Source organism: Variovorax sp. VaC1 (genome assembly GCF_043658315.1).
GTDB lineage: Bacteria > Pseudomonadota > Gammaproteobacteria > Burkholderiales > Burkholderiaceae_C > Variovorax.
This window is the reverse complement of record NZ_JBIGLT010000002.1, coordinates 633,138-657,714: the sequence shown is the minus strand read 5'-3', so window position 1 is coordinate 657,714 and position 24,577 is coordinate 633,138. Positions and strand designations below refer to the sequence as shown.

Genomic DNA, 24,577 nt, shown 5'->3' with positions numbered 1-24,577 from the left:
GCATGAAGCGACGCGTGGCCATCGTCGGCGCCGGACAGTCCGGCATGCAACTCGCGCTGGGCCTGCTGGGCGCGGGGCACGAGGTGACGGTTTACTCGAACCGCACGGCATCGGAGATCTTCGAAGGGCCGGTGATGTCCAGCCAGTGCATGTTCGAGACCGCGCTGCAGACCGAACGCGAACTGGGGCTGGATGCGTGGGCGGACGCGTGCCCCCGCGTAGAGGGCATCGGCATGACGGTGCGCAACCCGGAAGGCGGCAAGGCCATCGAATGGAGCGCCAGGCTCGACGGGCCCGCGCGGTCGGTCGACCAGCGGCTCAAGATCCCCGCATGGATGGCCGAGTTCGAGAAGCGCGGCGGCCGGTTGGTGTTGCAGGACGTGGGGCTCGATGCGCTGGAGGCCTGCGCTGCGGAACACGACCTCGTGGTCGTTGCGAGCGGCAAGGGCGAGATCTCGCAACTGTTCGAGCGCGACCCGGAGCGCTCGCCCTTCGAGCAACCCCAGCGCGCATTGGCGCTGACCTACGTGAAGGGGATGACGTCGCGCGAGCCGTTCGCCGCGGTGTGCTTCAACCTGATTCCCGGCGTGGGCGAGTACTTCGTCTTCCCGGCGCTGACGACAAGCGGACCATGCGAGATCATGGTGTTCGAGGGCGTGCCCGGTGGTCCGATGGACTGCTGGGCGGACGTGAAGACACCGCAGGAACACCTGGCGCGCAGCAAGCAGATTCTCGAGACCTTCCTGCCCTGGGAGGCCGAGCGCTGCAGGCACATCGAGCTGACCGACGACAACGGCGTCCTCGCGGGCCGCTTCACACCGACGGTGCGCAAGCCGGTGGCCACCTTGCCTTCGGGGCGCCAGGTGCTGGGCCTGGCCGACGCGGTGGTGCTCAACGACCCGATCACCGGGCAGGGCTCCAACAACGCGGCCAAGAGCGCCGACATCTACCTGAAGCGAATCCTCGAACGCGGCGACACGCCGTTCGACGCCGAATGGATGCAGCAGACCTTCGACCGCTACTGGGAAGGCTACGCCCGCTGGGCCACCGACTGGACCCACAGCCTGCTCGCACCGCCGAAGCCGCACCTGCAGAAGCTGTTGCAGAGCGCGACCCACATGCCCGCCGTTGCCAGCACCATCGTCAACGGCTTCGACGATCCGCGTGCCTTTGCGCCGTGGTGGTTCGATCCGGTGGAGACAGATCGCTTTCTGGAGGCCCGAGCGCGCGAAGCCGTGGTCGACCGTTTCGACCGGCGCGATTTCCGCAAGGCGCTCGGACAGTTCACCACCGGCGTGACTGTCATCACCACCCGCGCCATCGACGGCCGCCGCGTGGGCATGACCGCCAATTCGTTCTCGTCGGTCTCGCTCGATCCGCCGCTGGTGCTGTGGAGCCTGGCCCGGCAGGCGCCGAGCGTGGCCGACTTCACCGGCGCGAGCCATTTCGCGATCAACGTGCTGGCGGCGCACCAGCATCACCTGTCGCGACAGTTCTCCACGCCGCAGGCCGACAAGTTCGCCGGCGTGGACTGCTGCGAAGGCACGGCCGGCGTGCCGCTGCTGGACGGTGTCATTGCGCGCTTCGTCTGTCGCAACGTGAGGCAGTACGACGGCGGCGACCACCTCATCTTCATCGGCGAGGTCGAGCGCTACGACCGCTTCGATGGCGAGCCGCTGGTCTTTCATTCGGGCTACTACCAGGTGACCACACGCCACCCGGAATGCACGCAGTGAGCGCGCGGCCCGCACCCCACAAACCTTGGAATGGAGAAGCCCACATGCAAGAAAAAAATTCGATCTCTCGCGCTGCCTCCGCGCAACGCATCCGCATCCAGGCCACCGATGGCAGCGGCAGCTTCAGCGGATACCTCGCCGTGCCGCGCTCGGGCAGTGGCCCCGGCCTGGTGCTCGCGCAGGAGATCTTCGGCGTGAACGCGACGATGCGCGAGGTGGCCGACTACTACGCCGAAGAGGGCTACGTCGTGCTTGTGCCCGATTTGTTCTGGCGCCAGCAGCCCGATGTCGAGCTGGGCTATTCGCCGGACGACTGGCAGCGCGCGTTCGCGTTCTACAAGGGCTTCGACGAAGCCCGTGGCATGGCCGACATGCAGGCGGCCATCACCGCGCTGCGCCAGCGGCCCGAAGTGCAGGACGCCAAGGTGGGCGTGCTCGGCTTCTGCCTGGGCGGCAAGCTGGCCTACCTGGCGGCCTGCCGCACCGATGCCGACGTTGCCGTCGGCTACTACGGCGTGGGCATCGACGCGGCGCTGGACGAGGCCGATGGCATCCGCTGCCCGCTCACCCTGCATGTGGCGGAGCTCGACGGCTTCTGCCCGCCCGAGGCGCGCGAGCGCATCGTGCAGACGCTGCGCGGCCGCAAGAACGTGCAGGTGCATGTGTACCCCGGCGTCGATCACGCGTTCGCGCGGGTGGGCGGCGAGCACTTCCACCGGGCCTCGGCGCTGACGGCGCACGAGCGCAGCATCGCCTCGCTCAAGTCGGCCATCGGGCCGCACTACGACCTGGCCGCGCTGTGGGACAAGCACTGCGAGTACGAGTTCGGCACGCGCAATGTCGACGACACCATGGCCACCATGGTGGCCGAGCCCTACGTCAACCACATCCCCACCATGACCGGCGGCGTGGGCTACAAGGACCTGCACCATTTCTACACGCACCACTTCGTCAACAGCAACCCGCCCGACACCTCGCTGATCCCGATCTCGCGCACGGTGGGTGCGTCGCAGGTGGTCGACGAAATGCTCTTTTGCTTCACGCACACCACCGAGATCCCGTGGATGCTGCCGGGCGTGCCGCCCACCGGCAAGCGCGTGGAGATTCCCTTGCTGGCGGTCATCAAGTTCCGTGGCGACAAGCTCTATCACGAGCACATCTACTGGGACCAGGCCAGCGTGCTGGTGCAGGTCGGCCTGCTCGACGCGAAGCTGCTGCCGGTGGCGGGCATCGAGACGGCGCGCAAGCTGCTGGACGAGACGCTGCCGTCGAACACCCTGATGCCCGCGGCGGGCGGCTGAAGCGGTGCCTGAAGCGATGCCTGAGGCGTTCAGGCCTCGGGGAGCTTCGCGATCACCTTGATCTCGAACTGGAAGCCATAGAGCCACGTCACGCCGATGCCGGTCAGCGTGGGGTGCGGCGCGTCGCCCCAATACGCCGGCACCAGCTTCCAGATCTTCTCGAAGTTCGTTTCCGGGTCGACGATGAAGACGGTCACGTCGACCACGTCGTCGAAGGTGCAGCCGGCCGCCTTCAGGACCGCGTTCAGGTTCTCGAACGCGCGCCGCACCTGGGCTTCGAGCTCGGGCTCGGGCGAGCCGTCTTCGCGGCTGCCGACCTGCCCCGAAACGAACAGGAAGCCGTTGGCGCGGACCGCCGGCGAGTAGCGGTTCTTTTCATAGAGCGCCTGGCGCCCGGGTGGAAAAACGACATCACGTCTGGCCATGGATTGCTTTCTGGGTTGACGGGGCCGAAGCCGGCCCGCTGATCACGACGAAGGGACTTTAGGGAGCCCCGCCTGCCGGATAAACGGGCAAAGCCAACAATCACTGTTTGCAGAACCCAAACAATCGTCGCACCCGCAGGAGCCCTTAGGAGATGGACCGTTTCGATGCGATGCAGGCGTTTGCCCGCGTGGTGGAGGCCGGCAGCTTCACCCGCGCGGCTGAGACGCTGCACATGAGCAAGACCAGCGTGACGCAGCTGGTGCAGCAGCTCGAGGCGCGGCTGCGCGTCAAGCTGCTCAACCGCACCACGCGGAAGGTGAACGTCACCGCCGACGGCGCGGCTTATTACGAGCGCGTGGTGCGCCTGCTGGCCGACATGGACGATGCCGAGACCAGCCTGTCGAGCGCCGCGGCGCTGCCCAGGGGCCGGCTGCGCGTGGACGTGCCCAGCCCGCTTGCGCGCCTGATCCTGGTGCCGGCATTGCCGGCCTTCCATGCGCGCTACCCCGACATCCAGATCGACATGGGCGTGAGCGATCGCATGGTGGACGTGATCGGCGAGAACGTCGATTGCGTGGTGCGCGGCGGCGAACTCACCGACCCCTCGCTGATGGCGCGCCGCGTGGGCGACCTGCAGCTCGGGGTCTATGCGGCGCCGGGTTATCTCGAACGTGCCGGAACGCCCTCGCACCCGCGCGAGCTGGAAGACACGCACCACCGCATCGTCGGCTTCCTGTGGTCGCGCACCGGCAAGGCCTTTCCGTATGCCATGCACCGCGAGGGCGAGCGCATCGAGGTGCAGGGCCGCCACGTGTTCTCGGTCGACGACGGCAATGCCTACCTTGCAGCCGGCGTGGCGGGGCTGGGCATTCTCTGGCTGCCGGACTACATGGCCAGGGCGCACGTGGCGCGCGGCGAGCTGGTGCCCGTGTTCGAGGCATGGCGGCTCGACCCGATGCCGCTGTACCTGGCGTTTTCGCCGAACCGGCATGTCAGTGCCAAGCTGCGCGTGTTCATCGACTGGGTCGTCGCGCTGATGGCGGAGCACGCGCCGGTCGTCGTCGGGCGTGCTGCCTGACCTGCCGTGTTCCGCCCGGTTGGCCGGAACAGTAGGCCAAGGACATAATCGCGGCCTGATGAACGCGCCCGCCGTTGCCCTTGACCGCCACACCCTTCGCACTGCGCAGGCGGACGGCGCTCCCGAATTGCGGAATACCGTCGCGGCGGCGACCGGTTTCGCCACCAGCGCGGGGCGTTGAGCGACTTCCGATGAGGCAACACGGTCGACGAGATCGCCGGCCTCATGGGCGCGGTACTTCACACGAAGCGGGCATTCGTGCGGTGCATCCGCGGCAATTGGCCAAGTTCGGCTTCCAGGACATCAGCGTTTCATGAAACCCGACGACGGCCAACGCGGGTGGCTGGTGGGCCACTGGCTCGCACGGTTGCTGTGGCTGTCGTGGCTGGCCGTCGTGGTGCCTTGCGCCTACGCCAGTGAGCCACCGGCCGCGAAGGCGCCGCCGCAACACGACATCGTCGTTCACTTCACCCAGGCCGAACTGCTGTCCGTTCCCGGCATCGGCTATTCGTCCCCGCCGCGGCGCATCGAAGACGCCGGGTTGCCGAAGGACGGTTGGAAAGTCGTCGCCCTTCCGTACACCGCCCCGCGCGAACTGGTCCCCACCGAAGCGGGCGGCGTGCGAACGGTCTCCGACTGGTACCGCCTCGACCTGGCGGGCCTGCCGCCATCGCAGCGGCCGCGCCTTCTGTACCTGCCGCGCTGGAAGACCCTCGGCCACATCGCGGTGTATGGCGACGGCGTGTTGCTCTATCAGTCGATCGGCAGCCCGGTGCACAACGGCTACAACCATCCGTTGCTGCTGCCGCTGAACGCGACGGCCGATGCGTTGTCGCCGTCGTCCGTGCTGATCCGCGTCAACCGCCTGCGCAGCAGCGGGAGCGGGTTCTCGACCGTGTGGGTGGGCGACCAGGATTCGCTGAGCTGGCGCTACCAGGCGCGCCAGTTGTTGCAGGTGCAGTTGCCGTTCATGGGCAGCGCCGCCTTCCTGGCGGTGGGCGCCTTCGCGTTCGCGGTGTGGCTGGGCAAGCGGCGCGAATCGCTCTACCTGCTGTTCGCCGCCATCTCGGCGCTGGCCTTCCTGCGGATGCTTCACTACTACGCGGGCGGCAGCTACCTGCCTATGTCCGACGAGTGGTTCGAGTGGATGACCGTGGCCTCGCTGCTGTGGCTCATCATCCTCATTCACCTGTTCCTGCAGCGCCTGCACCAGCAGCCCTCGCCGTGGCTCACACGCACGTCGGTCGGGCTGGCGCTGGCCTGCAGCGTGGGCACGCTGCCGCATGTGTCGGTCAGCCTCTACCTGCTCACGCCCTTGCTCAACCTGGCGGTGCTGCCCGTCGCGGTGCTGATCTTCTCGGTGAACCTGCGCAAGGCCTTGCGCGCGCAATTGCCCGAAGGGCGGCTGGTGGCGGGGTGGACCGTTTTCGCGGTCGGGTTCACGTCCTACGACGGGCTGCTGCAGAACAACCTCGTCAGCCCCGAGAGCGTGTACACCTCGCCCTACGCGATCATCGGCCTGTTCTTCGTCTTCTCGTACATCATGTTCCAGCGCTACACGGGCGCGTTCGCCGAGGTGGGTCGGCTGAACACGGGCCTGGCGCAGCGGCTGCAGGAGCGCGAGGCCGAACTGGAGCAAAGCTACCGGCGGCTGCGCGTGATCGAGAACCAGCAGATGCTCAACGCCGAGCGCAGGCGCCTCATGCAGGACATGCACGACGGGCTGGGTTCGTCGCTGATCGGCGCCATCCGTTCGGTGGAGCGCGGCGCCATGAACGACGCCGAGATCTCCGGCGTGCTCAAGGGCTGTATGGACGACCTGAAGCTGGCGATCGATTCCATGGAAAGCGTGGACGCCGACCTGCTGCTGTTGCTGGCGACCTTGCGCTTTCGCCTCGCGCCGCGCATCGAGAGCGCCGGTGTCGCATTGCGCTGGGAGGTGCAGCCCGTGCCCGCGTTGCCCTGGCTCGACCCGGGCAGTGCGCTGCACATCCTGCGCATCATGCAGGAGTGCGTGGCCAACGTGCTGCGCCACACGCGGGCCACCACCATCGGCTTCAGCACCGCGACGGTGGGGCAGGGCGTGTGCGTGGTGATCGAAGACAACGGCGCCGGCTTCGCGGTCGACGAGGCGCTGCGCCGGAGCGGCCGCGGGATGCGCAACCAGCAACAGCGCGCGCAGGCCATCGGCGGCACCGTGAACTGGGAATCCGACAGCGGCGGAACGCGCTTCACGCTCTGGTTGCCGCTCGAGCGCAAGGTCGAGGCCGAAAGGGCCGTAGGGTCGCTCTGAGCGAAGAAGGCGCGGGTGCAGGCGCGCCCGCGTTGTTCAGCCTGCCGCCTGCGGAAAATGCGTCTGCGCAATCTGCACGAGGGCTTCGACCAGCGGCGCTCTGACAGTCGAACGCTGCCAAAGCACGCCCACCGTTCTCGCAGGGCAGGGCGCGGGCAAGGCCCACTTTTTGAGCGCGCGGTTGGGCGGGCCGACCACCGCCCAGTCGGGCAGCACCGACACCCCCAGCCCCTCGGCCACCAGCTTGGCGATGTACTCGATGCCATCGAGCTCGACGCGCACGTTGGGGCGTATGCCGAGCTGCCGCAGGTAGTCGTCGGCCATCTTGCCGCCGACCACCTGCCGGTCGTAGCGGATGAACGGCTCGCGCGCGATCGTGGCCGGCACCGACGCGACCTTCATGCGCGCGGGCGTCAACAAGACCAGCGGTTCACGGCGCAGGGTGTGCCAGTTGCTCGTCTTGGGCAGCTCGAAGGTCGGGTGCACGAGGATCGCCGCATCGAGCTCGCCCGCCATGACGCGGCCGTACAGCGCGGTGGTCGAGCCGGGTTCGATGTAGATCCCGATGTGGGGATGCCGCCGGACCCAGTCTTTCAGGATGAGCGGGATGATGCCCATGAGCCCCGTCGGAATGGCGCCGAGCCGCAAGGGCCCCGCCGGCAGTTCCGTGTCCGAGGCCGCGGACTGCAGGTCCCTCAGCTCCCGCAGCACGTTGCGCGCCCGCGCGAGGATGCGTGTGCCCGACACCGTGGGCCGCACGGTGCGCCCCGAGCGCACGATGAGCTGGCTGCCGATGTCCGCCTCCAGCGCCCGCACGCGCTGCGCGATGGTGGCGGGCGTCATGTCGAGATGGCGCGCCGCCTCGGCGATCGATCCGAGTTCGACGACCGAGACGAAGCTCTGCAGGAATCGTGAGTCCATGGTGTGCGGGGTGCGGTAGATGCCGGGTGCGCGGGCCGATCGTGCCCGCACGGGAAGAAATAATTTACTTCTTCAGAAGATATGGAACAACCATTTTTCTTTGCTTTGATGCCTCCCAGAATCTCCTGCAACATCAACAGGAGACCGCATTGCCGAAGATTCAATCCATTCATTTCTGTGCCGCCGCCGTTCCGCTCGACCGCGTCACTTCGTTTTCCAACCGCACCGTCAGTACGCGCCACTACGGGCTCGTCAAGGTCCGCTCCGACGACGGCGTGGAAGGCATCGGCTTCTGCTACGTGGGCAGCGCCGGCGGCAGCCTGTTTGCCGCGGCGGTCGAGCAACTGCTCGCCCCCGTGCTGATCGGCAAGGACTCCCATGCCGTCGAAGGGCTGTGGTCGGCCATGTACCAGGAGTCGCTGCTGCAGGGCCGTTCGGGCACGGTCATGCGTGCCATCAGCGCGCTCGACACGGCGCTCTGGGACCTGAACGCACGCACGCAGGGGTTGCCGCTGCACAAGTACCTGGGCGCGGTCGAACTCGAATCGGTGCCCGCCTATGCCAGCGGCGGCTACTACCTCGACGGCAAGACGCCCGCGATGCTCGGCCACGAAATGGCCAGCTACGTCGACAAGGGCTTCAAGGCCGTGAAGATGAAGACCGGCCGCCTCTCGCCCAAGGAAGAAGAAGCACGGCTGAAGGCCGCGCGCGATGCCGTCGGCCCCGACGTCGAGCTGATGATGGACTGCAACAACGGCTGGGTCGACACCACCCAGGCCATGCAGTACATCCGCCGCTTCGAGGCCTACGACCCCTACTTCATCGAAGAGCCCTTCGGCCCCGACGACATCGAGAGCCACGCGAAGCTGGCCCGGCTGACGCGCATCCCCGTGGCCACGGCGGAGATCGGCTATGGCCGCTGGTACCACAAGGAGCTGCTCGACAAGGGCGCCGCATCGATCCTGCAGACCGATGCGCTCGTGTGCGGCGGCATCTCCGAATGGAAGCGCATTGCCGCGACGGCGGCGAGCTACGGCGTGGTGATGTGCCCGCACTGGTTCCACGACGTGCACGCGCCGCTGGTTGCCGCCACGCCCAACGCGCGCTACGTGGAGTTCTTCTGGGACGACCAGGTGCTGAACTTCCGCCGCCTCGTCGATCGCCAGCTCGCGCACAAGAACGGCCGCGTGATCCTGCACCAGACCCCGGGGCTGGGCTTCGGCTTCGACGAGAAGGCCGTGCAGCAGTACGGCCGCTGGGGCGTCGTGCAATGAGCGCACCCAAGCTGCGCGGCGTGCTGTCGCCGGTGCTCACGCCCTTCGATGCCGACCTTTCCCCGTCGGTGCCGCGCTTCGTCAGGCATTGCCGCTGGCTGCTCGATCAGGGCGTGGGCCTGTCGGTGTTCGGCACCAACTCCGAGGCCAACTCGCTGACCCTCCAGGAAAAGCGCGGCCTGCTCGATGCGCTGCTGGCGCACGGCATTCCGCCCGATCGCCTGATGCCCGGCACCGGCGCCTGCGCGCTCGGCGACACCATCGAACTCACGCGGCATGCGGTGGCCGCGGGCTGCGCCGGCGTGCTCATGCTGCCGCCGTTCTTCTACAAGGGCATTTCCGACGAAGGGCTCTTCCGCAGCTTCGCGCGGGTGATCGATGCGGTGGCCGACGAGCGGCTGCGCCTCTACCTGTATCACATCCCTCCGGTCTCGCTGGTCGGCATCAGCCTGGCGCTGATCGAGCGGCTGCTCAAGGCCTATCCGCGCGCGGTGGCCGGCATCAAGGACAGCTCGGGCGACTGGAACAACACGGCCGCCCTGCTGCGCGAATTCCAGCCCGAGGGCTTCGACGTGTTCGCCGGCACCGAGACGGTCTTGCTGCCCACGCTGCGCGGCGGTGGCGCGGGCTGCATCACGGCCACCGGCAATGTGAATCCCGCGCCCATCGTTCATCTCTACAAGCACTGGCGCGATGCGGATGCCGACGACAGGCAGAAAGCCCTCAACGAAACGCGCGCCGTCTTCCAGGCGCTGCCGATGATCGCGGCCATGAAGGCGACCATCGCGCGGCAGACTGGCGACAACGGCTGGGCGGCGGTGCGGCCACCGCTGGTCGAGATCGAACCCGCGCAGCGCGCCGCGCTGGCGGCCGGCCTCGATGCCTGCGGCTTCCACATGCCGAATGCCTCGGCACTGGCCGCCTGATACCGAAGAAAAAACAGGAGACAAAGACAATGAAACGCAGGCTATTTGCCGGGGGCGCCGTCGCGGCCACCCTGGCCGCAACGGGCGTGTTCGCCCAGACCATGCCCAAGAGCGTGACGCGGCTGGTCGTCGGGTTCCCGGCGGGCGGCGGCACCGACGTGTTGGCCCGGCTGCTGGCGCAGAAGCTGGGCGTGATGTGGGGCATTCCGGTCGTCGTCGAGAACAGGGCGGGCGCGGCCGGGATCATCGCGGCCGAGCAGGTGGCGCGCGCCGAACCCGATGGCAGCACCTTGCTGATGGCGCACATCAACAGCCACGGCATCGCGCCCGGCCTGCAGCCGGGGCTGGGCTATTCCGCCGAGCGCGACTTCACGCCCATCGCGCTGGTCGGCGCCACGCCGCAGATGCTCATCTGCGCGAGCAACCAGCCGATCAAGACGCTCAAGGGGCTGGTCGAGCTGTGCCGCAGCCGGCCCGGAGAAGTCATCTTCGGCTCGGCCGGCAACGGGTCGGCGCAGCACCTGGCGCTGGAGCTTTTCAAGGCGCGCGCCAACATCGACGTGCTGCACGTGCCGTACAAGGGCTCGGCGCCGCTGGTGAGCGACATGCTCGGCGGGCACGTGCAGTACAGCTTCGAAGGCATGACCACCGCCACGCAATACCTGGGCGGCGGCAAGATGACGGCCATCGCGCAGACACGCGCCAAGCGCTCCAGGAATTTTCCCGCCGTGCCGACGCTCGCGGAGTCGGGGTACGAAGGCTACGAGGCCAGCATCTGGTTCGGGCTGGTCGGCCCGGCGAAGATGCCGCAGGCGATGGTCGCCCGCATGAACAAGGACGTGAACACCGTGCTGGCCATGCCGGACGTGATCGCCCGGCTGGACCAGTTCGGCGCCGAAGACGGCGGTGGAAGCGCGCAGCGCTTCGGCGACTTCATGCAGGCCGAACGCGAGAAGTGGGGCCGCCTCATCAAGACGGCCCGCATCGCGGTCGACAAGTGAGCGGCCGCGCGCGGCTTGCCTATTCGATCTTGAAGACGAACTCCTGCGTGGCCAGGATCTCCGCGTCGCCCGTGGTCTGGCACTCGTAGCGCATCATGGCCGAGCGCACGGCACCGTAGTACACGCGCGGCCCCGACAGGAAGCGCACCTCCGTCACGTGGCTGCCCTTGATGCGCACCTCGGCCTTGACCACGCCGCTGGTGCCTTCGTCCAGCGCCTTGCGCGGCATCTCGGGCTTGACCTGCTTGGGGCAGGCCACCGCGATGTCCGAAGAGGTCGCCTTCGGCGGTGCCGGTGGCGCGGGCGGGGCAGGCGGTGCGGCCGGCGGCGGTGCCACCGGCTCCACGCTCTGCACCGCGGTGATCGTTGGCGCGGCGGTCGCGGGCGGTGTCACTGCCGGCGGCGGCACGTAGGCGGGCCGCGGTGGCGGCGGCGCCTTCGGCGTTTCCAGCTTGACGATCTTCTTGGGTGGGGGCGGCGGCGGTGGAGGCGGCGGGGGCGGCTTGATCTCCGCGATGATCGTCGCGTCCATCGGCTTCTTGATCATCTCGATCGTCTTGCGGGCAAGGCCCGACACGAGCGCATAGCCGACCAGCACGTGGAACAGGATCATCACGCCGATGCCGACCGGGCCGAAGCGGGACTTGGGGTCGAAGTCGTTGGCGCGGCTCATGGGATGAACTGCTCCGAACCCACGATGCCCAGCTTGGTCAGGCCCGAGCGCTGCGCCGAGGCCATCACGCCGGCCACGATGCTGTACCTGGCGCGCCTGTCGGGGCGCAGGTGCACCTCAGGCTGCACCGCCTGCGTTGCGATCTGCTCGAAGCGCCGCTCGACTTCGGGCAGGTCGGCAATGGCCTCGCCGTTCCACAGCACGGTGCTGCGTTCGTCGATGTCGATGCGCAGCACCTCGGGCTTGATGTCGTTCGGCGGCGGGTTGCCCGTGGGCATGTTCAGGTTGACCGCATGCAGCTGGATCGGGATGGTGATGATGAGCATGATCAGCAGCACCAGCATCACGTCGATCAGCGGCGTGGTGTTGATGTCCATCATCGGCTCGTCGGACGGCGCACTTCGGCGACGCCCCTGTTTTTCTCTAGGCATGGCTGTGTCTTCTCAGTTGCGCGCGGGCGGCTCGGTGATGAAGCCGACCTTGACGATGCCGGCCGACTGGCACGCATAGATGATCTTTCCCACCGGCTCGTAGTCGGAGTGCCAGTCCCCGCGGATGTGCACCTCGGGCTGCGGGTTCATCGCCGCCACCTTCTTGAGCTTGTCGGCCAGCGCGTTCGTGTCGCGCACGGGGGTGTCGAACCAGTAGGTCCGGCCCGAGGCATCGACCGACAGCACGACGGTGTCGGGCTTGCTTTCGCGCACCTCGTTGCGCTCCTTCGGGACCTCCACCGGAACCGAATAATTGACCACCGGAATGGTGATGAGGAAGATGATCAGCAGCACCAGCATCACGTCCACCAGCGGTGTCGTGTTGATGGCGGCAATGACCTGCTCCTCGTCGCCTCCGGCGGATGGAATGTTCATCGCCATGATGTGGCCCGGTTCCGTGCGGCGGCGCGGCGGCTCAGGCCGCGGCGCTGCCGGCCAGGATCACCGAGTGCAGCTCGCCGCTGAACTCGCGCACATCGTCCATCACGGTGATGTTGCGGCGCAGGAGCCAGTTGTAGCCCAGCACCGCGGGAACGGCCACGGCCAGGCCGATGGCGGTCATGATGAGCGATTCGCCCACCGGGCCGGCCACCTTGTCGATCGATGCCTGGCCGGCGATGCCGATGGCGGTGAGCGCGTGGTAGATGCCCCAGACGGTGCCGAACAGGCCGACGAAAGGCGCGGTGGAACCCACCGTGGCAAGCAGCGACATGCCGTTGCTCAAACGCCGCTGCACGCGCTCGGTGGCGCGGTGGATGCACAGGTCCACGAAGTCGGCGAAGTCGACCTTGCCGCGCAGGCCGTCGTGCTTGCGCGTGGCATGCACGCCCGCATCGGCGATGAAGCGGAAGGGGCTGCCCTCGGCGAGCTTGGCGGTGCCGTCCTGCACGGTGCGCTCGTTCCAGAACTCGTTGTCCACCTCCTTCGCCTGCCGGCCCATGCGCATCTGTTCGAGCAGCTTGGTGACGATCACGTACCAGCTGCCCATCGACATGATCGCCAGGATGGCCAGCACGGCCTTGGCCACCAGGTCGCTCTGCGCCCAGAGCGCGCCGATGCCGTAGGGGTTGTCGACCTTGGTGGTGGCTGCGGCTGCAGGCACAGCGGCCGGTGTTGTGGAAGCCGGTGCTGCGGCGCTGCCGGCCGACGGGTCCGTTGCCGGTGCGGCGGTGGGTGCAACGGCGGGCGCGGCTTCGGGCGTGGCCTGGGCGTTGGCGGCGTTCGGTGCGGCGGTGAGGGAAAGCGCCAGAACGAGCGGAGCGGCCGCGGCCATCAGCTTCGCGAAAAAGGTCTTCATCATGTATGTCTCCAAAAAAAGCAAAGGGCGCTGTGGTTCATGCGCCCGGTCAGGCCGGGCGCCAGCCGAGGGCCTTGCCCCAGACGGCGTGCACGCTCGCATCGGTGCCCTGCACCACGTGGTAGCGGTCGTAGGGGGCCGCGGTCATGCAGGCGTGGTGCGGCAGGATGCGCACGCGGCTGCCGATGGGCAGTGCCTCGAACATGGCCCGCAGGTCGTCGTCGCTGTCGCCGTGGCCGTCGCCTCCGGAGGCAACGAGGCCGTGCTCCTGGTGCAACTCGGCCACGCGCAATCCGGGCAGCGGTGCCGTGCCGTCCACGCGGCAGACCAGCCCGAAGCCCAGCCCGTCGCGAAACTCGGCGGCCGATTCATCTTTCGACAGCGCGAGCGCACCCGCATCGATGAGCACGCGGCGCGAGCGCGGGTTGTGGCCGATCACGGTGGCCAGCACCGACAGCGCGATGTCCTCGATGCCGCAGATGCCGCGCGCGGCCTGGTCGAGGTCGAAGAAGGTGTAGACGCCGGGGCGCATCTCGGTGACGCCGTCGAGCCGCTCGGCACACACCGCCGTGGGCGTGGCGCCCACGCTCACAACGTCCACCGTGAAGCCGGCTGCGCGCAGGCACTCGGCCGCGCGCACCGCACCGGCACGCTCGGCTTCGGCGATGGCGCGGATCGACTCCAGTCCATCGGCGTGGTAGCTGTGGCCGGCATGGGTGAGCACGCCGGCCAGCGTCAGCGATCCGCTGCGCTGCACTTCGGCCGCGATGGCGCGCAGCGCCTCTTCGTCGTCGGGCGCGACGCCGCCACGGCCACCGCCGGTGTCGATCTCGATCAGCAGGCCGAAGCTTGCGCCCAGCGCGCGCGCACGCGCGGCCACGGCACGCACCGCCTCGACGCAGTCCGCGAGCAGGTTCACGCGGGCACCGTGCAGGCGCTGGACGCGGTGCAGCGCATCGACCTTGCTCGCGCTGATGCCCACCGCGTAGGTCAGGTCGAGAAAGCCGTAGCGCGCGAAGTAGTCGGCCTCGGCCACGGTGGACACCGTGATCGCGCCGCTGTGCCCGCGCGTGGCCACGCGTGCCACCTCGGCCGACTTGGACGTCTTCAGGTGCGGGCGCAGCGCCACGCCGTGCCGCGCGGCGCGCTGCGCCATCGCGTCGCAGTTGCGCTCCAGCACGGTGCGGTCGAGCAGCAGCGCGGGCGTGGTCAGCTCGGCCAGCGCCGTGTGTGCAAGCGGCGTCATCGGGCGCATCCGAGCTCCGACATGATCCAGTCGACTTCCGCGGCGATGCGGTTCACGAAGGGCGGCAGCAGCACCAGCGTCATGTGCTCGGCACCTTCGACAGGGCACAGGTGGCTTCGCGTCGACAGCGCCGCATAGGCCTGCTGGTACTCGGGCCAGCGCCGCTGCACTTCGGCACCTTCCTCGGCACCGGGCGGCAACTTCTGCATGACCGTGGCCGACAGCACCGCGAGCGGACGAGCGCCCAGGTCGGGCGACGCGCCGGCCTGCCGGGCGACATGCGGCAGGGCCACGACCTCCCTGGCCATCGTGTCGATGGATTGCGGCGTGTAGTTGGCGGCCATCTGCCGCAGCACATGCGGCATGTCGGCAAAGAGGGCCTGTACCGGCGCGAACTCCGGCGGCGGCGGGCCACCGGCCTGGAACTCGGCGCGCTTGTTGCGCTCGGTCGCCAGGTGTTCGGGCGGCAGGCCCTTGAATACCTCGAACTGGTCCCAGTGGCTGGCGTCGAGCATGACGGCGCCGACCACCTGCTCGGGGTACAGGCCGGTGTAGATGCGGTTGAGCAGGCCGCCGAGTGAATGGCCGATCAGCACGATCGGGCCGGTGACCTCGGCCGCGGCCAGCAGCGCATGCAGTTGCTGCGCGTTGCGCTTTCCGTCGAAGGGCGCGTCGTCGGCCTCGCTCCAGCCCATGCCGGCGCGGTCGTAGCTGATGACCGGGTACCTGGCCGACAGCATCTGCTGCAGGCGCGCGTAGATCGGCGAAGCGCAGCCGCCACCGGCTTCGATCACCAGCGTGGGCTGCTGCGCGCTGGCCGGCACGGGGCCGCTGCGCTGCAGGTGCATCTTGCGGCCGTCGACGGTGTAGAGCTCGCCGGGCGCGGGCATGCCGCGCCCGTCTGCCGACGATGGCGATGAAGACGATGAAGGCGATGAAGGCGACGACGGCAACGAACGCCCGGCACGCTTCGGTTCTTCCACGCGCGGCCAGTAGTCCAGGTCGCGCACGCGGTAGGGCAGGTTGGCGAAGTCGGTGCTCAGCGCGGCCGGCGTCGACACGTACAGCACCGACTTGGCAATGGGGCCGAATTCCGCATGGAAGTGCTGCGCCGACTTCACCACGACCAGCTTCTTGGCCGACAGGTCGATGCCCAGCCCCGTGAAGAGGTCGCTGCCGATCACCTGGTTGCGCTTGCTGATGAGCACGATGTCCACGCCGTTCGCCGCCTGCACCCACACGCAGGGGCCCATGGGCGTGTGGTTGCCGGCCACGAGGCCGCGCTGCGAATGCGCTTCGCGCACGGCCTTCACGGTCACGTGCAGGTCGATCGGGTCGCCCGAGGCCGGGCCGCACTTGCCGCCCAGCCGCAGCTCGAAGCTGGCGCCGACGCCCGCGTCGCGGCACAGCTGCACCGCGCCCAGGTCCCAGACGCCGCCGAAGGCCACATCGGCGATGCCGCGCTCGACGATCGCGCGCAGCACGAAGGTGCTGTCGCTGGTGGCGCCGCCGCCAGCGTTGTCGGCCGTGTCGGCGATGACCACCGGGCCGCCCGGCGTGGCCATGGCCCGCTCCAGCGTCTCGTCGATCGAGAGCGAGGGCACGCCGGTCTGGTGGCGCAGGTCCCAGAACGCGCGGCCCAATTCATCGGCGAGCTGCGCGGCCAGCGCGGGGTCGTTGTCGGTCACCACCCAGAGCTTGGCGCCCGACTCGGGCACGTCGGCCCACGGGAAGCCATGGCCCAGCGACACCGAGAGCACGCCCGGCAGCTTCTCGCAGGCTTCCATGCGGCGCACGAAGCTGGCCATCGGTTCGCGCGTGGTGTGCCACTTGCCCACCATGCGGCAGTCGTGCACGGCCGTCACCGGCTGCACGCGGCCCTGCGCGGTGTCCATCACGATGCGGGCCAGTTCGCGCAGGCGGTCCAGCGCGTCGGTGTGCGGATATTCCTTGTAGCAAATGATCACGTCAGACTCGCTCAGCATCTGCTGCGTGAAGTGGCAGTGCAGGTCGAGCGACACGCCGACAGGCACCTTCGGGCCGACGATGGCGCGCACGCGAGAGATCAGGTCGCCTTCGCAGTCGTCGTAGCCGTCGGCCACCATGGCGCCGTGCAGCACCAGGATCACGCCGTCCACCGGGCCGGCGTCGCGCAGGTCGGCCAGGATCTCGTCGCGCAGGCTTTCGTACACCGGGCGCACGGTGCGGCCCAGCGGTTGCGCGAAGGCCAGCAGGCTCTCGATCATCTCGTGGCCTTCGGCGGCCAGCTGCTTGCGCAGCTCCACCGCGAACATGCCATAGCCGGATGCGTCGCGCGTGCTGGAGTCGCCGTGGAAGATGCCGTATTCCTCGAAGCTGCCCTGCCCCGTGGGGGCGGAGACGAAGGTGTTGGTTTCGGTGGCAAGGAGTGTGGTGAAGAACTTCATGCGCGTGGCTCCTGACGGACGAGGTGGATGTTTCGGGTGCGCAGGGTGTCGAGCCGGAGTCCGACGACCCGGCCCGCCTTGCGTTCGACGTTGAGGAGCGAGTTGCCCATCTGGCTGAGCACCGGATCGGTCGAGGTGAGCGTCATCACGTCGGCCGACACGGGCGTCAGCGCGCAGGCGTGCTGGCCGTGGCGGCCCTGCACCGTGAGCAGCAACCTGCCGTCGACCAGCGCCATCTGCGCGGTGGCGTCGAGGTCGGCGCTGGTGTAGTCGCCGCACAGCTGTTCGGCCAGCGTGGCGACATCGGGCACGGTCTCGCCCATGCGCTCGAAGCGGCGCGGCTGGCCGCCTTCGTGCAGCACCAGCGTGTCGGGCGCGCGCTGCGGGTCGATGTCGCCGGCGTCGAGCACGAGGTCGTTCACCGGCAGGTCCTGCAGGCCCAGCCACAGCTTGCCTTCGCCCTGGTGCATCGGCTTCGGCGCACCGGCCTGCCACGACATGCCCAGCTTGCCGCCGACGTCGGCGAAACCGATCAGGCTGCCGGTGGACGGCGCGTGGTAGCGCTGGCCGATCAGCGTGGGGAAGGCACTGGCCAGGGGCCGCACTTCATGCGGCTCGAGCGCGTCGCCCAGCAGCAGCTCGACCACCTTGAGGGCCAGCGGCGACGGGGCCACCGGCGCGCCGTTCACCATGACGATGATGTCCAGCCCGTGGGCCGGCACGCTGAGCATTTGCGACTGGGCACCGAGCACCGCGCCCGCGTGATGCACGATCTCGACCCCGCGGTAGGGGTGGCGCGCCAGCCCGAAGCCGTAGGTCACCTTCGAGCCCGAAGACAGCGTGGTGGGCTCGCTCAGCAGGGCCCAGCTTCTTGCGCTGCCCACGATCTTCTCGCTGCTGCGCATGTGCGCCTGCCAGCGCAGCATGTCGTCCACCGTCGACACCAGCGAGCCGCCGCCGTCGAGCTCGCACGGGTACACGCCGCGTTGCCATCCACCGCCGGGCGCGGGCAGGTACTGGCCGGCCAGGCCGGGGACCACGTCGAGGTCGGACACCACCGATGCGGTATCGGGCATGCCCAGCGGACCGAAGAGGCGCGCCTTCAGGAAGTCGTTGAAGCTCTGGCCGCTCACGCGCTCGACGATCTTCGCCAGCAGGAAGTAGCCGCCGTTGCTGTAGACCATCTGCGTGCCGGGCTCGAAGTTCAGTTCGCTCTGGCGCGCCATCGAAGGCAGCCCCGGGCCCGGCCGGGTGAAGGTGAGGCCGTGCGCGATGGCCCACAGCTCGTCGTGGCCGCGCCAGCCGCTCGTGTGGGTCAGCAGGTGGCGCAGCGTGGGGCCGTTGGCGCTCAGTTGCGGCATCTCGGGCAGGTGCTTCTGCACTGCGTCGTCGACGTCGAGCAGGCCGTCTTCGGCCAGCAGCAGCACGGCCATCGCGGTGAAGTGCTTGCTGGTGGAGGCGATGCGCATGCGCGTGGTCGGCGTGTTGGCCACGCCCATCTCCAGGCTGGCCATGCCGACGGCGCGCCGGTACAGCAGGCGGCCATGGCGCGCGATGCCGATCACCATGCCGGGTGCGTCGCTGCGGTTGAGGGGCGTCACCAGTGCATCGATGGCGGCCAGCGCGGCCGCTTCCGCGGCAGCGGGCGAAGAGGGGGAGTCAGGTAAGGACGACGAAGGTTGTTGTGACATGGAAGGACAACGAAGGGGAGGGAAGAGCGAGGAAGAAACGAGAGAGAGGGGCGGTCAGGTGGGCCTTGCCGCGCGCATCAGGCGCACGAACGGGCCTTCGGTGGCGCGCAGCACCATGGCGCCCATGAGGCCGCCGATCAGCGTCGTGGCGACGATGGCCATCGCCAGCCCGTTGGGCACCGACTTGAGTGCGTCCGACAACATGCCGACCACCAGCGGGCCCAGCACGGCGAACGGCAGGCCGCCCACGGAGAGCAGTGCGATGGTGCGGGCGCGCAGGTGCGGCGGTGCCGCGTCCTGCAGCACGTTGGGCAGCAGCACCGCGCCGCTGATGAGCGGAATGACCAGCAGCGCCAGCAAGGTGAACGCATCGGTCGCCGAGCGCGTGAACAGCAGCAGCGACGACAGCAGCGCGGCCGTGAGGTTGCCCAGCATGATGATGCGCAGCGCGGCGGCCGGCCCCATGCGGGGTTGCACGTAGCGCATCGCCACCACGCCCAGCAGGCCGCCGATCACCGTGCCGCAGAGAAAGGCGATCCCCATGCCTTGCCCCATCTGGGCCGGCGTGACGCCGTATTGGCGCGCCGCCATGATCGGCAGCCAGGTGCCGATCGAGCTCATGCCGATGCTTGCCAGGCCCGCGCCGACCACGAGGCCCGCGAAGGTGCGCCAGTGCTGGCGCAGATGGTCGCGAAAGCTGATGGTGCTGGCCGCGTCGTCGGCATCGGCCGCGTTGGCTTGATCCACAACAGATGCTGCAGGCGCGGCATCGTGCGTCGTGGAAGTCGTTGGGGCAACGGGCTGCGCGCCCCCGCGCCGCGTGCGGCGAATCGACAGCACCAGCAGCGCCACCGGCAGGCCCGCCGACGCCATCACGAAGAAGGTCAACCGCCACGGCTCCAGGTGCTGCATCGACGCGGGCAGCCAGTGCCGCAGGTCGTCGGTCAGGTGCACGACAGTGCCGCCCAGCAGTGCGCCGAGCGCGCTGCCGAAGATGGCCGACAGCGCGAACACCGCGTTGGCCAGCACCCGCTGCGTACGTGGGAACAGGTCGGGAATCATGCTGTTGGTGATGGGGCCGAGGCCCGCTTCGCCCACGCCCAGGCCGATGGAGGCGATGAACAGCACGCCGTAGTCCATGGCGGTGCCGCGCATGGCGGTGGCGGCGCTCCACAGCACCACGCAGGCCGCCAGCACCACGCGCCGGTCGTAGCGGTCGCTGAGCCAGCCCAGCGGCAGCGTGGCGATGCCGGTGAACAGCACGATGCCCGCGCCCTGCAGCAGCCCCAGCTGCGTGTCGGAGAGCGACAGCGTGATGCGCATCGGCTCCGTCAGCAGCGTGAGGATGACCTTGTCGATCGAGCCCAGCACCGTCGCGATGACCAGAACCGCCAGCGCATACCACGCGCTGGACGGGGCCTTGCGTGCCGTTTCCTGTGCGGCGGGGCTCGCCGCATCCGGCGGCAACGCGGCCGCCAGCGGATTGACGCTCGACATCTCAGAAAGGAACGTTGACGGTCAGGCCGACGGTGCGCGAGGGCGCCAGCGCCGCCTGCACCAGGTTCGGGTTCGCCACCAGCCCGGTGTCGATCGACACGATGCCGCGCTTGTTGGCCAGGTTGCGCACATAGGCCGCGAGGCTGAAGCGCTGGAAGTCGATGCCCGCCTGCAGGTCGACCATCGTGTAGGCCGGCATCTTGATGCTCGGGATGACCGCGCTGCCGGGGTAGCCCGCGTCGCGCTTGCCGGTGTAGCGCGCGCTGACGCCGAAGTACGCCGGGTGATCGGCGACGCTGAAGTTGCGCATCACGCCCAGCGTGGTCGCGAAGCGCGGCGTCTGGGGCAGGCGGGTGCCGGCCCTGGCGTCCAGGCCCTTGGCGTCTTCGGTCAGGCGCGCGTCGATGAGCGCGGCGTTGGCGGTGAAGCGCCACTCCTTGCTGGGCTTCCAGTTGAGCGTGAGTTCGCCGCCCTTGATGCGTGCGCCCCCGGCGTTGGTGACGAACACGAAGCCGCCGCTGCGCGTGGGCTGCTGCACGTCGCGCCATTCGATGTCATAGAGCGCGGCTTCCAGCGACAGCTTGCGGTCGAGCAGGTCGGCCTTGTAGCCGAGCTCGTAGCTCCACAGCGAGTCGGACTTGAACATCGGCTGCACGATGTTGCGGTCGGTGTCGGCCTTCAGCACGTTCGGGCCGCCGGGGCGGTAGCCGCTCGCCGCGCGGAAGTACACGTTGCTGGTGTCCGACAGCGTGTACTTGGCCGCGGCCAGGTAGGTGGTGGGGCTTTCCGACGAGGTGCCGCTGGCGACGGAATCGACCGGGCCGATCAGCGAGCCGGACTGCTTGCTGCCGTAGCGCTGGTTGTTGCGCGCCAGCCGCACGCCGCCGGTGAACGACAGCGCGGGCGTCACGTTCCAGGTGACGTCGCCGTAGATGGCCTCTTCGCGGTAGCGCGAGAACTGTGTCGACGTCAGAAAGCTCTTGTTGCCCAGCCCGCCGCCCAGGTTCGCACCGACCGTGCCGTCGTTGCTGCCGCGTTCGCGGTTCAGGTACACGCCGGCCAGCCACTCGATGGTGGTGCCCGAGCGCGAGGTCAGCCGGAACTCCTGGCTGATGCGATGCTGCTCCACGGTGCTGGCCAGCGGCACCGAGAGCACCGGCAGGCGCATCGCGGTCACCACCGGCCCGTACAGGGCCGTGAGGTCGACGGAGTTGGTGATCTTCACGTCCTGCGCGGAGGTGATCGAGTTCAGGCGGGCCCAGCCGAAGTCGTACTCCACGTCCAGGCCGAACAGCTGCGTCTTGTTTTCATAAGGCTCGCTGGACGACAGCTGGCGCGTGCGGTCGAGCGACCAGGGGCGCAGGGTCCGCTTGTCGATGTCCTCGAAGCCCAGGCCCTTGCGTTTCACGTCCTGCACGGTGCCCGTCAGGCGCACCGTGAGTTCCTTCGTGGGCGTGAGCAGCAGCGAGACGCGGCCGCCATCGGTGTGGCCGCGATCGATGTTGCGGCCCCAGGCCGGGCCGATGGCGTTGTAGCTGCCGCCGACCTGGTCGGTGAAGGCCGCGATGCGCACGGCGGCCACGTCTTCCTTGATCGGCACGTTGAGCACCGCGTTGGTCGAGTAGCCCTGGCCGCCGCCCTGCGTCCACGTGGTGCCGAATTTCACCGAGCCCGCGAACTCCATCGTGTCGGGCTGGTTGGTCACGTACTTGAGCACGCCGCTCATGGCGCCGGCGCCGTACAGCGTGCCCTGCGGGCCGCGCAGCACCTCGATGTGGTTCAGGTCGAGCATGCCCATGTCCAGCGGCGTGAAGCCGGCGAGCGCGCCCGACGAGCTTTGCCCCGTGGCCACGTCGTCGACATACACGCCGACGGTCGCGATGCCCTGCACCGGGCCGGTGGTCAGCCCGCGCATGGTGAGGATGCCGCCTACGCTGCCGCTGCTCGTGAGGCTCACGCCCGGCTGCTCGGCCACGTAGTCGGCCAGGTTCTTGGCGCCGGCGCGTTCCAGCGTCTCGGCCTTCATCACGTTGACCTGCATTGGGATTTCGCGCACCGGCTCGCGGCGGCGCGTGGCCGTGACGGTGACGCTGTCGAGCGACTGCGGCTCATCGGCCGAAGGCTTTGCGGCGGCAGCAGCGGCCGCGGCGGCATAGACCACGATCGCGCCGTCGTCGCCGCGGCGCGTGAGCAGCGGCGTGCCTTCGAGAATGCGCGACAGCGCTTCCTGCGGCGACAGCGCGCCCTTCACGCCGCGCGTGACCATGCCCTTCACGTCGTCGACCTTGTAGAGCAGCTGCACGCCGCCCTGCGCGATGTAGGCGTCGAGCGCGGTCTTCAGGTCGCCGCCGCTGACGTCGAACACCTGCTGTGCCTGCACTTGCGCCTGTGCATGCACCAGCACCGGCAGTCCGCTCATCAGTGCCCACGTGCCGCCGATGACCCAGTGGCGAATGGCCACGGGGATCGTCACCGGCGTGCGTTTGTTCTTCTGTTTCTTCTTCCTGGCGGGCTGGCCCAGGCCTTGCGCGATTCGATTCATGGGTGTCTCCAGAGTGGTATTTGTTTTGGTATCCACTGAGACGAATGCCCGGTCACATTCCGGTAATAAGCTAGTTTGAAATTCGTATTTCGTTGCCACCGTCCTGCACCGCGAGGCCGAAGCCCTGCTTGAGCAAGGCCACGAAGCCGCTCATGTTGTTGGCCTCGAAGCTGCCGCCGATGCGAATGTGCGCGACGGCCGGATCGGCGATCACCAGCTTGCGTGTGTTGTAGCGGTTGAACTGCGCGGCCGCGTCGCCCAGCGTCGTCTGGTCGAACACGAGCCGGCCTTGGCGCCAGCTCAGTTCGTCGTCGATCTGCTTGGGCGCCTTCGACATCACCAGCACGCTGTTCGGGCTGGCAACCGCGGCCTGGTTGCGCGTGATGATCGTTGGCGCGACCTCTTTGGCGGCCTGTGCCGAGGCGATCTGCACGCGTCCTTCTTCCACCGTCACGTTCACCTGCTCGCCCTGGCGGCGAACCAGGAAGCGCGTGCCCAGCACGGTGATGCGGCGGTCGCCCGCGATCACGACGAAGGGATGGGCCTTGTCGTGTGCGATGTCGAAGTAGGCCTCGCCGTCTTCGAGCCAGACCTTGCGCCCGCTGCCGTTCACCACCGCACGCACGTGCGTGGCGGTGTTCAGCGTGAGCACGGAGCCGTCGGGCAGCGCCACCGACTGGCGCGCGCCCACGGCGGTGGCGTAGTGCTCGCTCTGCCAGTCCTGCGTGTAGCGCCAGCCCAGCCAGCTGCAGGCGGCGGCAGCGACCAGCAGGCCGGCCGCGATGCGCTGCGTGGAAAAGCGCGACAGGCGTTGCGGCGGTGCCGTGCGTGGCTCGGTGGTGGATGCGGGATCGGGCAGGGGGATGCGGATGGGCGCAGGCGGCGGCGTATCTGGTGTGTTCGACGTATTCGTCGATGCGCCCGCCAGGAACGGCGGCGCCCGCAAGACGCTCAGCCGGTCGCTGCGCTGCCACACGCTGGCCAGCCGCAGCCATGCCACGCGGTGCGCGATCGACTCGGCGATCCAGGCGTCCAGCTTCTGCTGGTCGGCGTCGGTCCATGTGCCGCTGTCGCGGCGCGCCAGCCAGTCGGCCGCCGCGGATTCGATGCGTTCGGCTTCAGTCATGTCGAAAGCCTCTTTTCGTTCTGCGCCCGGCCGAAGGCCTTGGTGGCCAGCTGCACGCCGTCGGACAGCAGCGCATCGGCCAGCGCCCGCACGCCACGGGACACCTGCCGCTCGACCGTGTCTTCGGTGATGCCGAGCTGCGTGGCGACCTCGCGCTGCGACAGGCCTTCGATCTTGCGCATCTCGATGACGCGCCGGCACTTGGACGGCAGGGCATCGAGCGCCGTCTGCAGCAGCCGCAGTTCGCCGCGGCCGGCGGCATGGCGCTCGGGCGTGAGTTCGTCGGCCGAGAAATCGAGCGCGTCGAGGTCGGCAATGATTTCGATCGACACGATCTGCGCCCGCCGCGCGCGGTCGATCAGCAGGTTGCGTGCAATGGCAAACACGAAGGGTTTGACCAGATCGGGCACGGCCTTGGCCGCGGACTCATAGATGCGCATGTAGACGTCCTGGCGCAGGTCGGGTATTTCGGCTTCGTCGCGCCAGTTGCGGCGAAGGAACCGCGTGAGCGCCGCCTCCATGGGCAGCACTTCCCTGACAAACCAGTTGTCCAAGTCACTGAGAACCAAAAAAGCGCTCCTGGGAATGGCCGGATGGGCGGACGGCTCGTCGCCGGGATTGGCGACAGACAC

The 24,577-nt window shown here is 68.6% G+C and carries 19 protein-coding genes and 3 pseudogenes; 8 read left to right on the top strand and 14 right to left on the bottom strand.

Features of this window, described 5'->3' with window-relative positions; genetic code table 11:
• Positions 1-2: 2 nt before the first annotated feature.
• The 3 genes and pseudogenes from ACGLHS_RS10025 to ACGLHS_RS10015 all read left to right on the top strand — a co-directional run.
• Positions 3-1,235, top strand: a pseudogene (locus ACGLHS_RS10025) (styrene monooxygenase/indole monooxygenase family protein); the annotation flags it as partial.
• Positions 1,212-1,736 carry a flavin reductase family protein gene (locus tag ACGLHS_RS10020; protein ID WP_394479890.1) on the top strand — a complete coding sequence of 175 codons (525 nt, stop codon included), beginning with the start codon at positions 1,212-1,214 and terminating at the stop codon, positions 1,734-1,736. The pseudogene ACGLHS_RS10025 and the gene ACGLHS_RS10020, both read left to right, overlap by 24 nt.
• A 44-nt stretch (positions 1,737-1,780) precedes the next feature.
• Positions 1,781-3,037, top strand: a complete 1,257-nt coding sequence (locus ACGLHS_RS10015) for a dienelactone hydrolase family protein (RefSeq protein ID WP_394479211.1) — start codon at positions 1,781-1,783, stop codon at positions 3,035-3,037.
• Positions 3,038-3,066: 29 nt separating this feature from the next.
• On the opposite strand, the gene ACGLHS_RS10010 is transcribed toward ACGLHS_RS10015, so the two are convergent.
• Positions 3,067-3,462, bottom strand: a complete 396-nt coding sequence (locus ACGLHS_RS10010) for a RidA family protein (protein ID WP_394479209.1) — start codon at positions 3,460-3,462, stop codon at positions 3,067-3,069.
• Positions 3,463-3,614: 152 nt separating this feature from the next.
• Here ACGLHS_RS10010 and ACGLHS_RS10005 point away from each other — a divergent pair, with 152 nt between their 5' ends.
• Positions 3,615-4,541, top strand: coding sequence for a LysR substrate-binding domain-containing protein (locus ACGLHS_RS10005; protein ID WP_394479207.1), 927 nt, complete (start codon positions 3,615-3,617; stop codon positions 4,539-4,541).
• A 313-nt stretch (positions 4,542-4,854) separates the two neighbouring features.
• Positions 4,855-6,834 carry a sensor histidine kinase gene (locus ACGLHS_RS10000; protein WP_394479205.1) on the top strand — a complete coding sequence of 660 codons (1,980 nt, stop codon included), beginning with the start codon at positions 4,855-4,857 and terminating at the stop codon, positions 6,832-6,834.
• A gap of 36 nt (positions 6,835-6,870) precedes the next feature.
• Here the strand turns inward: ACGLHS_RS10000 and ACGLHS_RS09995 are convergent, their stop codons facing one another.
• Positions 6,871-7,755 carry a LysR family transcriptional regulator gene (locus tag ACGLHS_RS09995; protein ID WP_394479203.1) on the bottom strand — a complete coding sequence of 295 codons (885 nt, stop codon included), beginning with the start codon at positions 7,753-7,755 and terminating at the stop codon, positions 6,871-6,873.
• A 149-nt stretch (positions 7,756-7,904) separates the two neighbouring features.
• Here ACGLHS_RS09995 and ACGLHS_RS09990 point away from each other — a divergent pair, with 149 nt between their 5' ends.
• The 3 genes from ACGLHS_RS09990 to ACGLHS_RS09980 are packed head-to-tail and all read left to right on the top strand — an operon-like array spanning position 7,905 to position 10,956.
• On the top strand, positions 7,905-9,029 hold the full coding sequence (locus ACGLHS_RS09990) for a mandelate racemase/muconate lactonizing enzyme family protein (protein ID WP_394479201.1): 1,125 nt from the start codon (positions 7,905-7,907) through the stop codon (positions 9,027-9,029).
• On the top strand, positions 9,026-9,955 hold the full coding sequence (locus ACGLHS_RS09985) for a dihydrodipicolinate synthase family protein (protein ID WP_394479199.1): 930 nt from the start codon (positions 9,026-9,028) through the stop codon (positions 9,953-9,955). Before ACGLHS_RS09990 ends, ACGLHS_RS09985 begins: the two co-directional genes overlap by 4 nt.
• A gap of 29 nt (positions 9,956-9,984) precedes the next feature.
• Positions 9,985-10,956, top strand: coding sequence for a Bug family tripartite tricarboxylate transporter substrate binding protein (locus ACGLHS_RS09980; RefSeq protein ID WP_394479197.1), 972 nt, complete (start codon positions 9,985-9,987; stop codon positions 10,954-10,956).
• 19 nt (positions 10,957-10,975) lie between these two features.
• On the opposite strand, the gene ACGLHS_RS09975 is transcribed toward ACGLHS_RS09980, so the two are convergent.
• From ACGLHS_RS09975 to ACGLHS_RS09920, 12 genes and pseudogenes are all read right to left on the bottom strand, one after another.
• Positions 10,976-11,629: an energy transducer TonB gene (locus tag ACGLHS_RS09975; protein ID WP_093237889.1), complete on the bottom strand. Its 654-nt coding sequence runs from the start codon at positions 11,627-11,629 to the stop codon at positions 10,976-10,978.
• Positions 11,626-12,060: an ExbD/TolR family protein gene (locus tag ACGLHS_RS09970; RefSeq protein WP_394479195.1), complete on the bottom strand. Its 435-nt coding sequence runs from the start codon at positions 12,058-12,060 to the stop codon at positions 11,626-11,628. The genes ACGLHS_RS09975 and ACGLHS_RS09970 overlap by 4 nt, the downstream gene beginning before the upstream one ends.
• A gap of 12 nt (positions 12,061-12,072) precedes the next feature.
• Entirely contained in the window at positions 12,073-12,501 is a 429-nt protein-coding gene (locus ACGLHS_RS09965) for a biopolymer transporter ExbD (RefSeq protein WP_093237892.1), read from the bottom strand.
• Positions 12,502-12,535: 34 nt separating this feature from the next.
• Positions 12,536-13,420 carry a MotA/TolQ/ExbB proton channel family protein gene (locus ACGLHS_RS09960; RefSeq protein ID WP_394479192.1) on the bottom strand — a complete coding sequence of 295 codons (885 nt, stop codon included), beginning with the start codon at positions 13,418-13,420 and terminating at the stop codon, positions 12,536-12,538.
• Positions 13,421-13,466: 46 nt separating this feature from the next.
• Positions 13,467-14,663, bottom strand: a complete 1,197-nt coding sequence (locus ACGLHS_RS09955; RefSeq protein ID WP_394479190.1) for an alanine racemase — start codon at positions 14,661-14,663, stop codon at positions 13,467-13,469.
• Positions 14,660-15,454: pseudogene (locus ACGLHS_RS09950) on the bottom strand (alpha/beta fold hydrolase); the annotation flags it as partial. The pseudogene ACGLHS_RS09950 and the gene ACGLHS_RS09955, both read right to left, overlap by 4 nt.
• A gap of 195 nt (positions 15,455-15,649) precedes the next feature.
• Positions 15,650-17,089 (bottom strand): annotated as a pseudogene (locus ACGLHS_RS09945) (M81 family metallopeptidase); the annotation flags it as partial.
• Positions 17,086-18,780, bottom strand: coding sequence for a serine hydrolase domain-containing protein (locus ACGLHS_RS09940; RefSeq protein ID WP_394479188.1), 1,695 nt, complete (start codon positions 18,778-18,780; stop codon positions 17,086-17,088). The pseudogene ACGLHS_RS09945 and the gene ACGLHS_RS09940, both read right to left, overlap by 4 nt.
• A 54-nt stretch (positions 18,781-18,834) precedes the next feature.
• The gene (locus tag ACGLHS_RS09935) at positions 18,835-20,277 is read right to left on the bottom strand and encodes an MFS transporter (protein WP_394479186.1); all 1,443 of its coding nucleotides are present in this window, start codon (positions 20,275-20,277) and stop codon (positions 18,835-18,837) included.
• 1 nt (position 20,278) lies between these two features.
• Entirely contained in the window at positions 20,279-22,819 is a 2,541-nt protein-coding gene (locus ACGLHS_RS09930) for a TonB-dependent receptor domain-containing protein (protein ID WP_394479184.1), read from the bottom strand.
• 70 nt (positions 22,820-22,889) lie between these two features.
• Positions 22,890-23,945 carry a FecR domain-containing protein gene (locus ACGLHS_RS09925; protein WP_394479182.1) on the bottom strand — a complete coding sequence of 352 codons (1,056 nt, stop codon included), beginning with the start codon at positions 23,943-23,945 and terminating at the stop codon, positions 22,890-22,892.
• Positions 23,942-24,499 carry an RNA polymerase sigma factor gene (locus ACGLHS_RS09920; protein WP_256327198.1) on the bottom strand — a complete coding sequence of 186 codons (558 nt, stop codon included), beginning with the start codon at positions 24,497-24,499 and terminating at the stop codon, positions 23,942-23,944. The genes ACGLHS_RS09925 and ACGLHS_RS09920 overlap by 4 nt, the downstream gene beginning before the upstream one ends.
• Positions 24,500-24,577 lie beyond the last annotated feature (78 nt).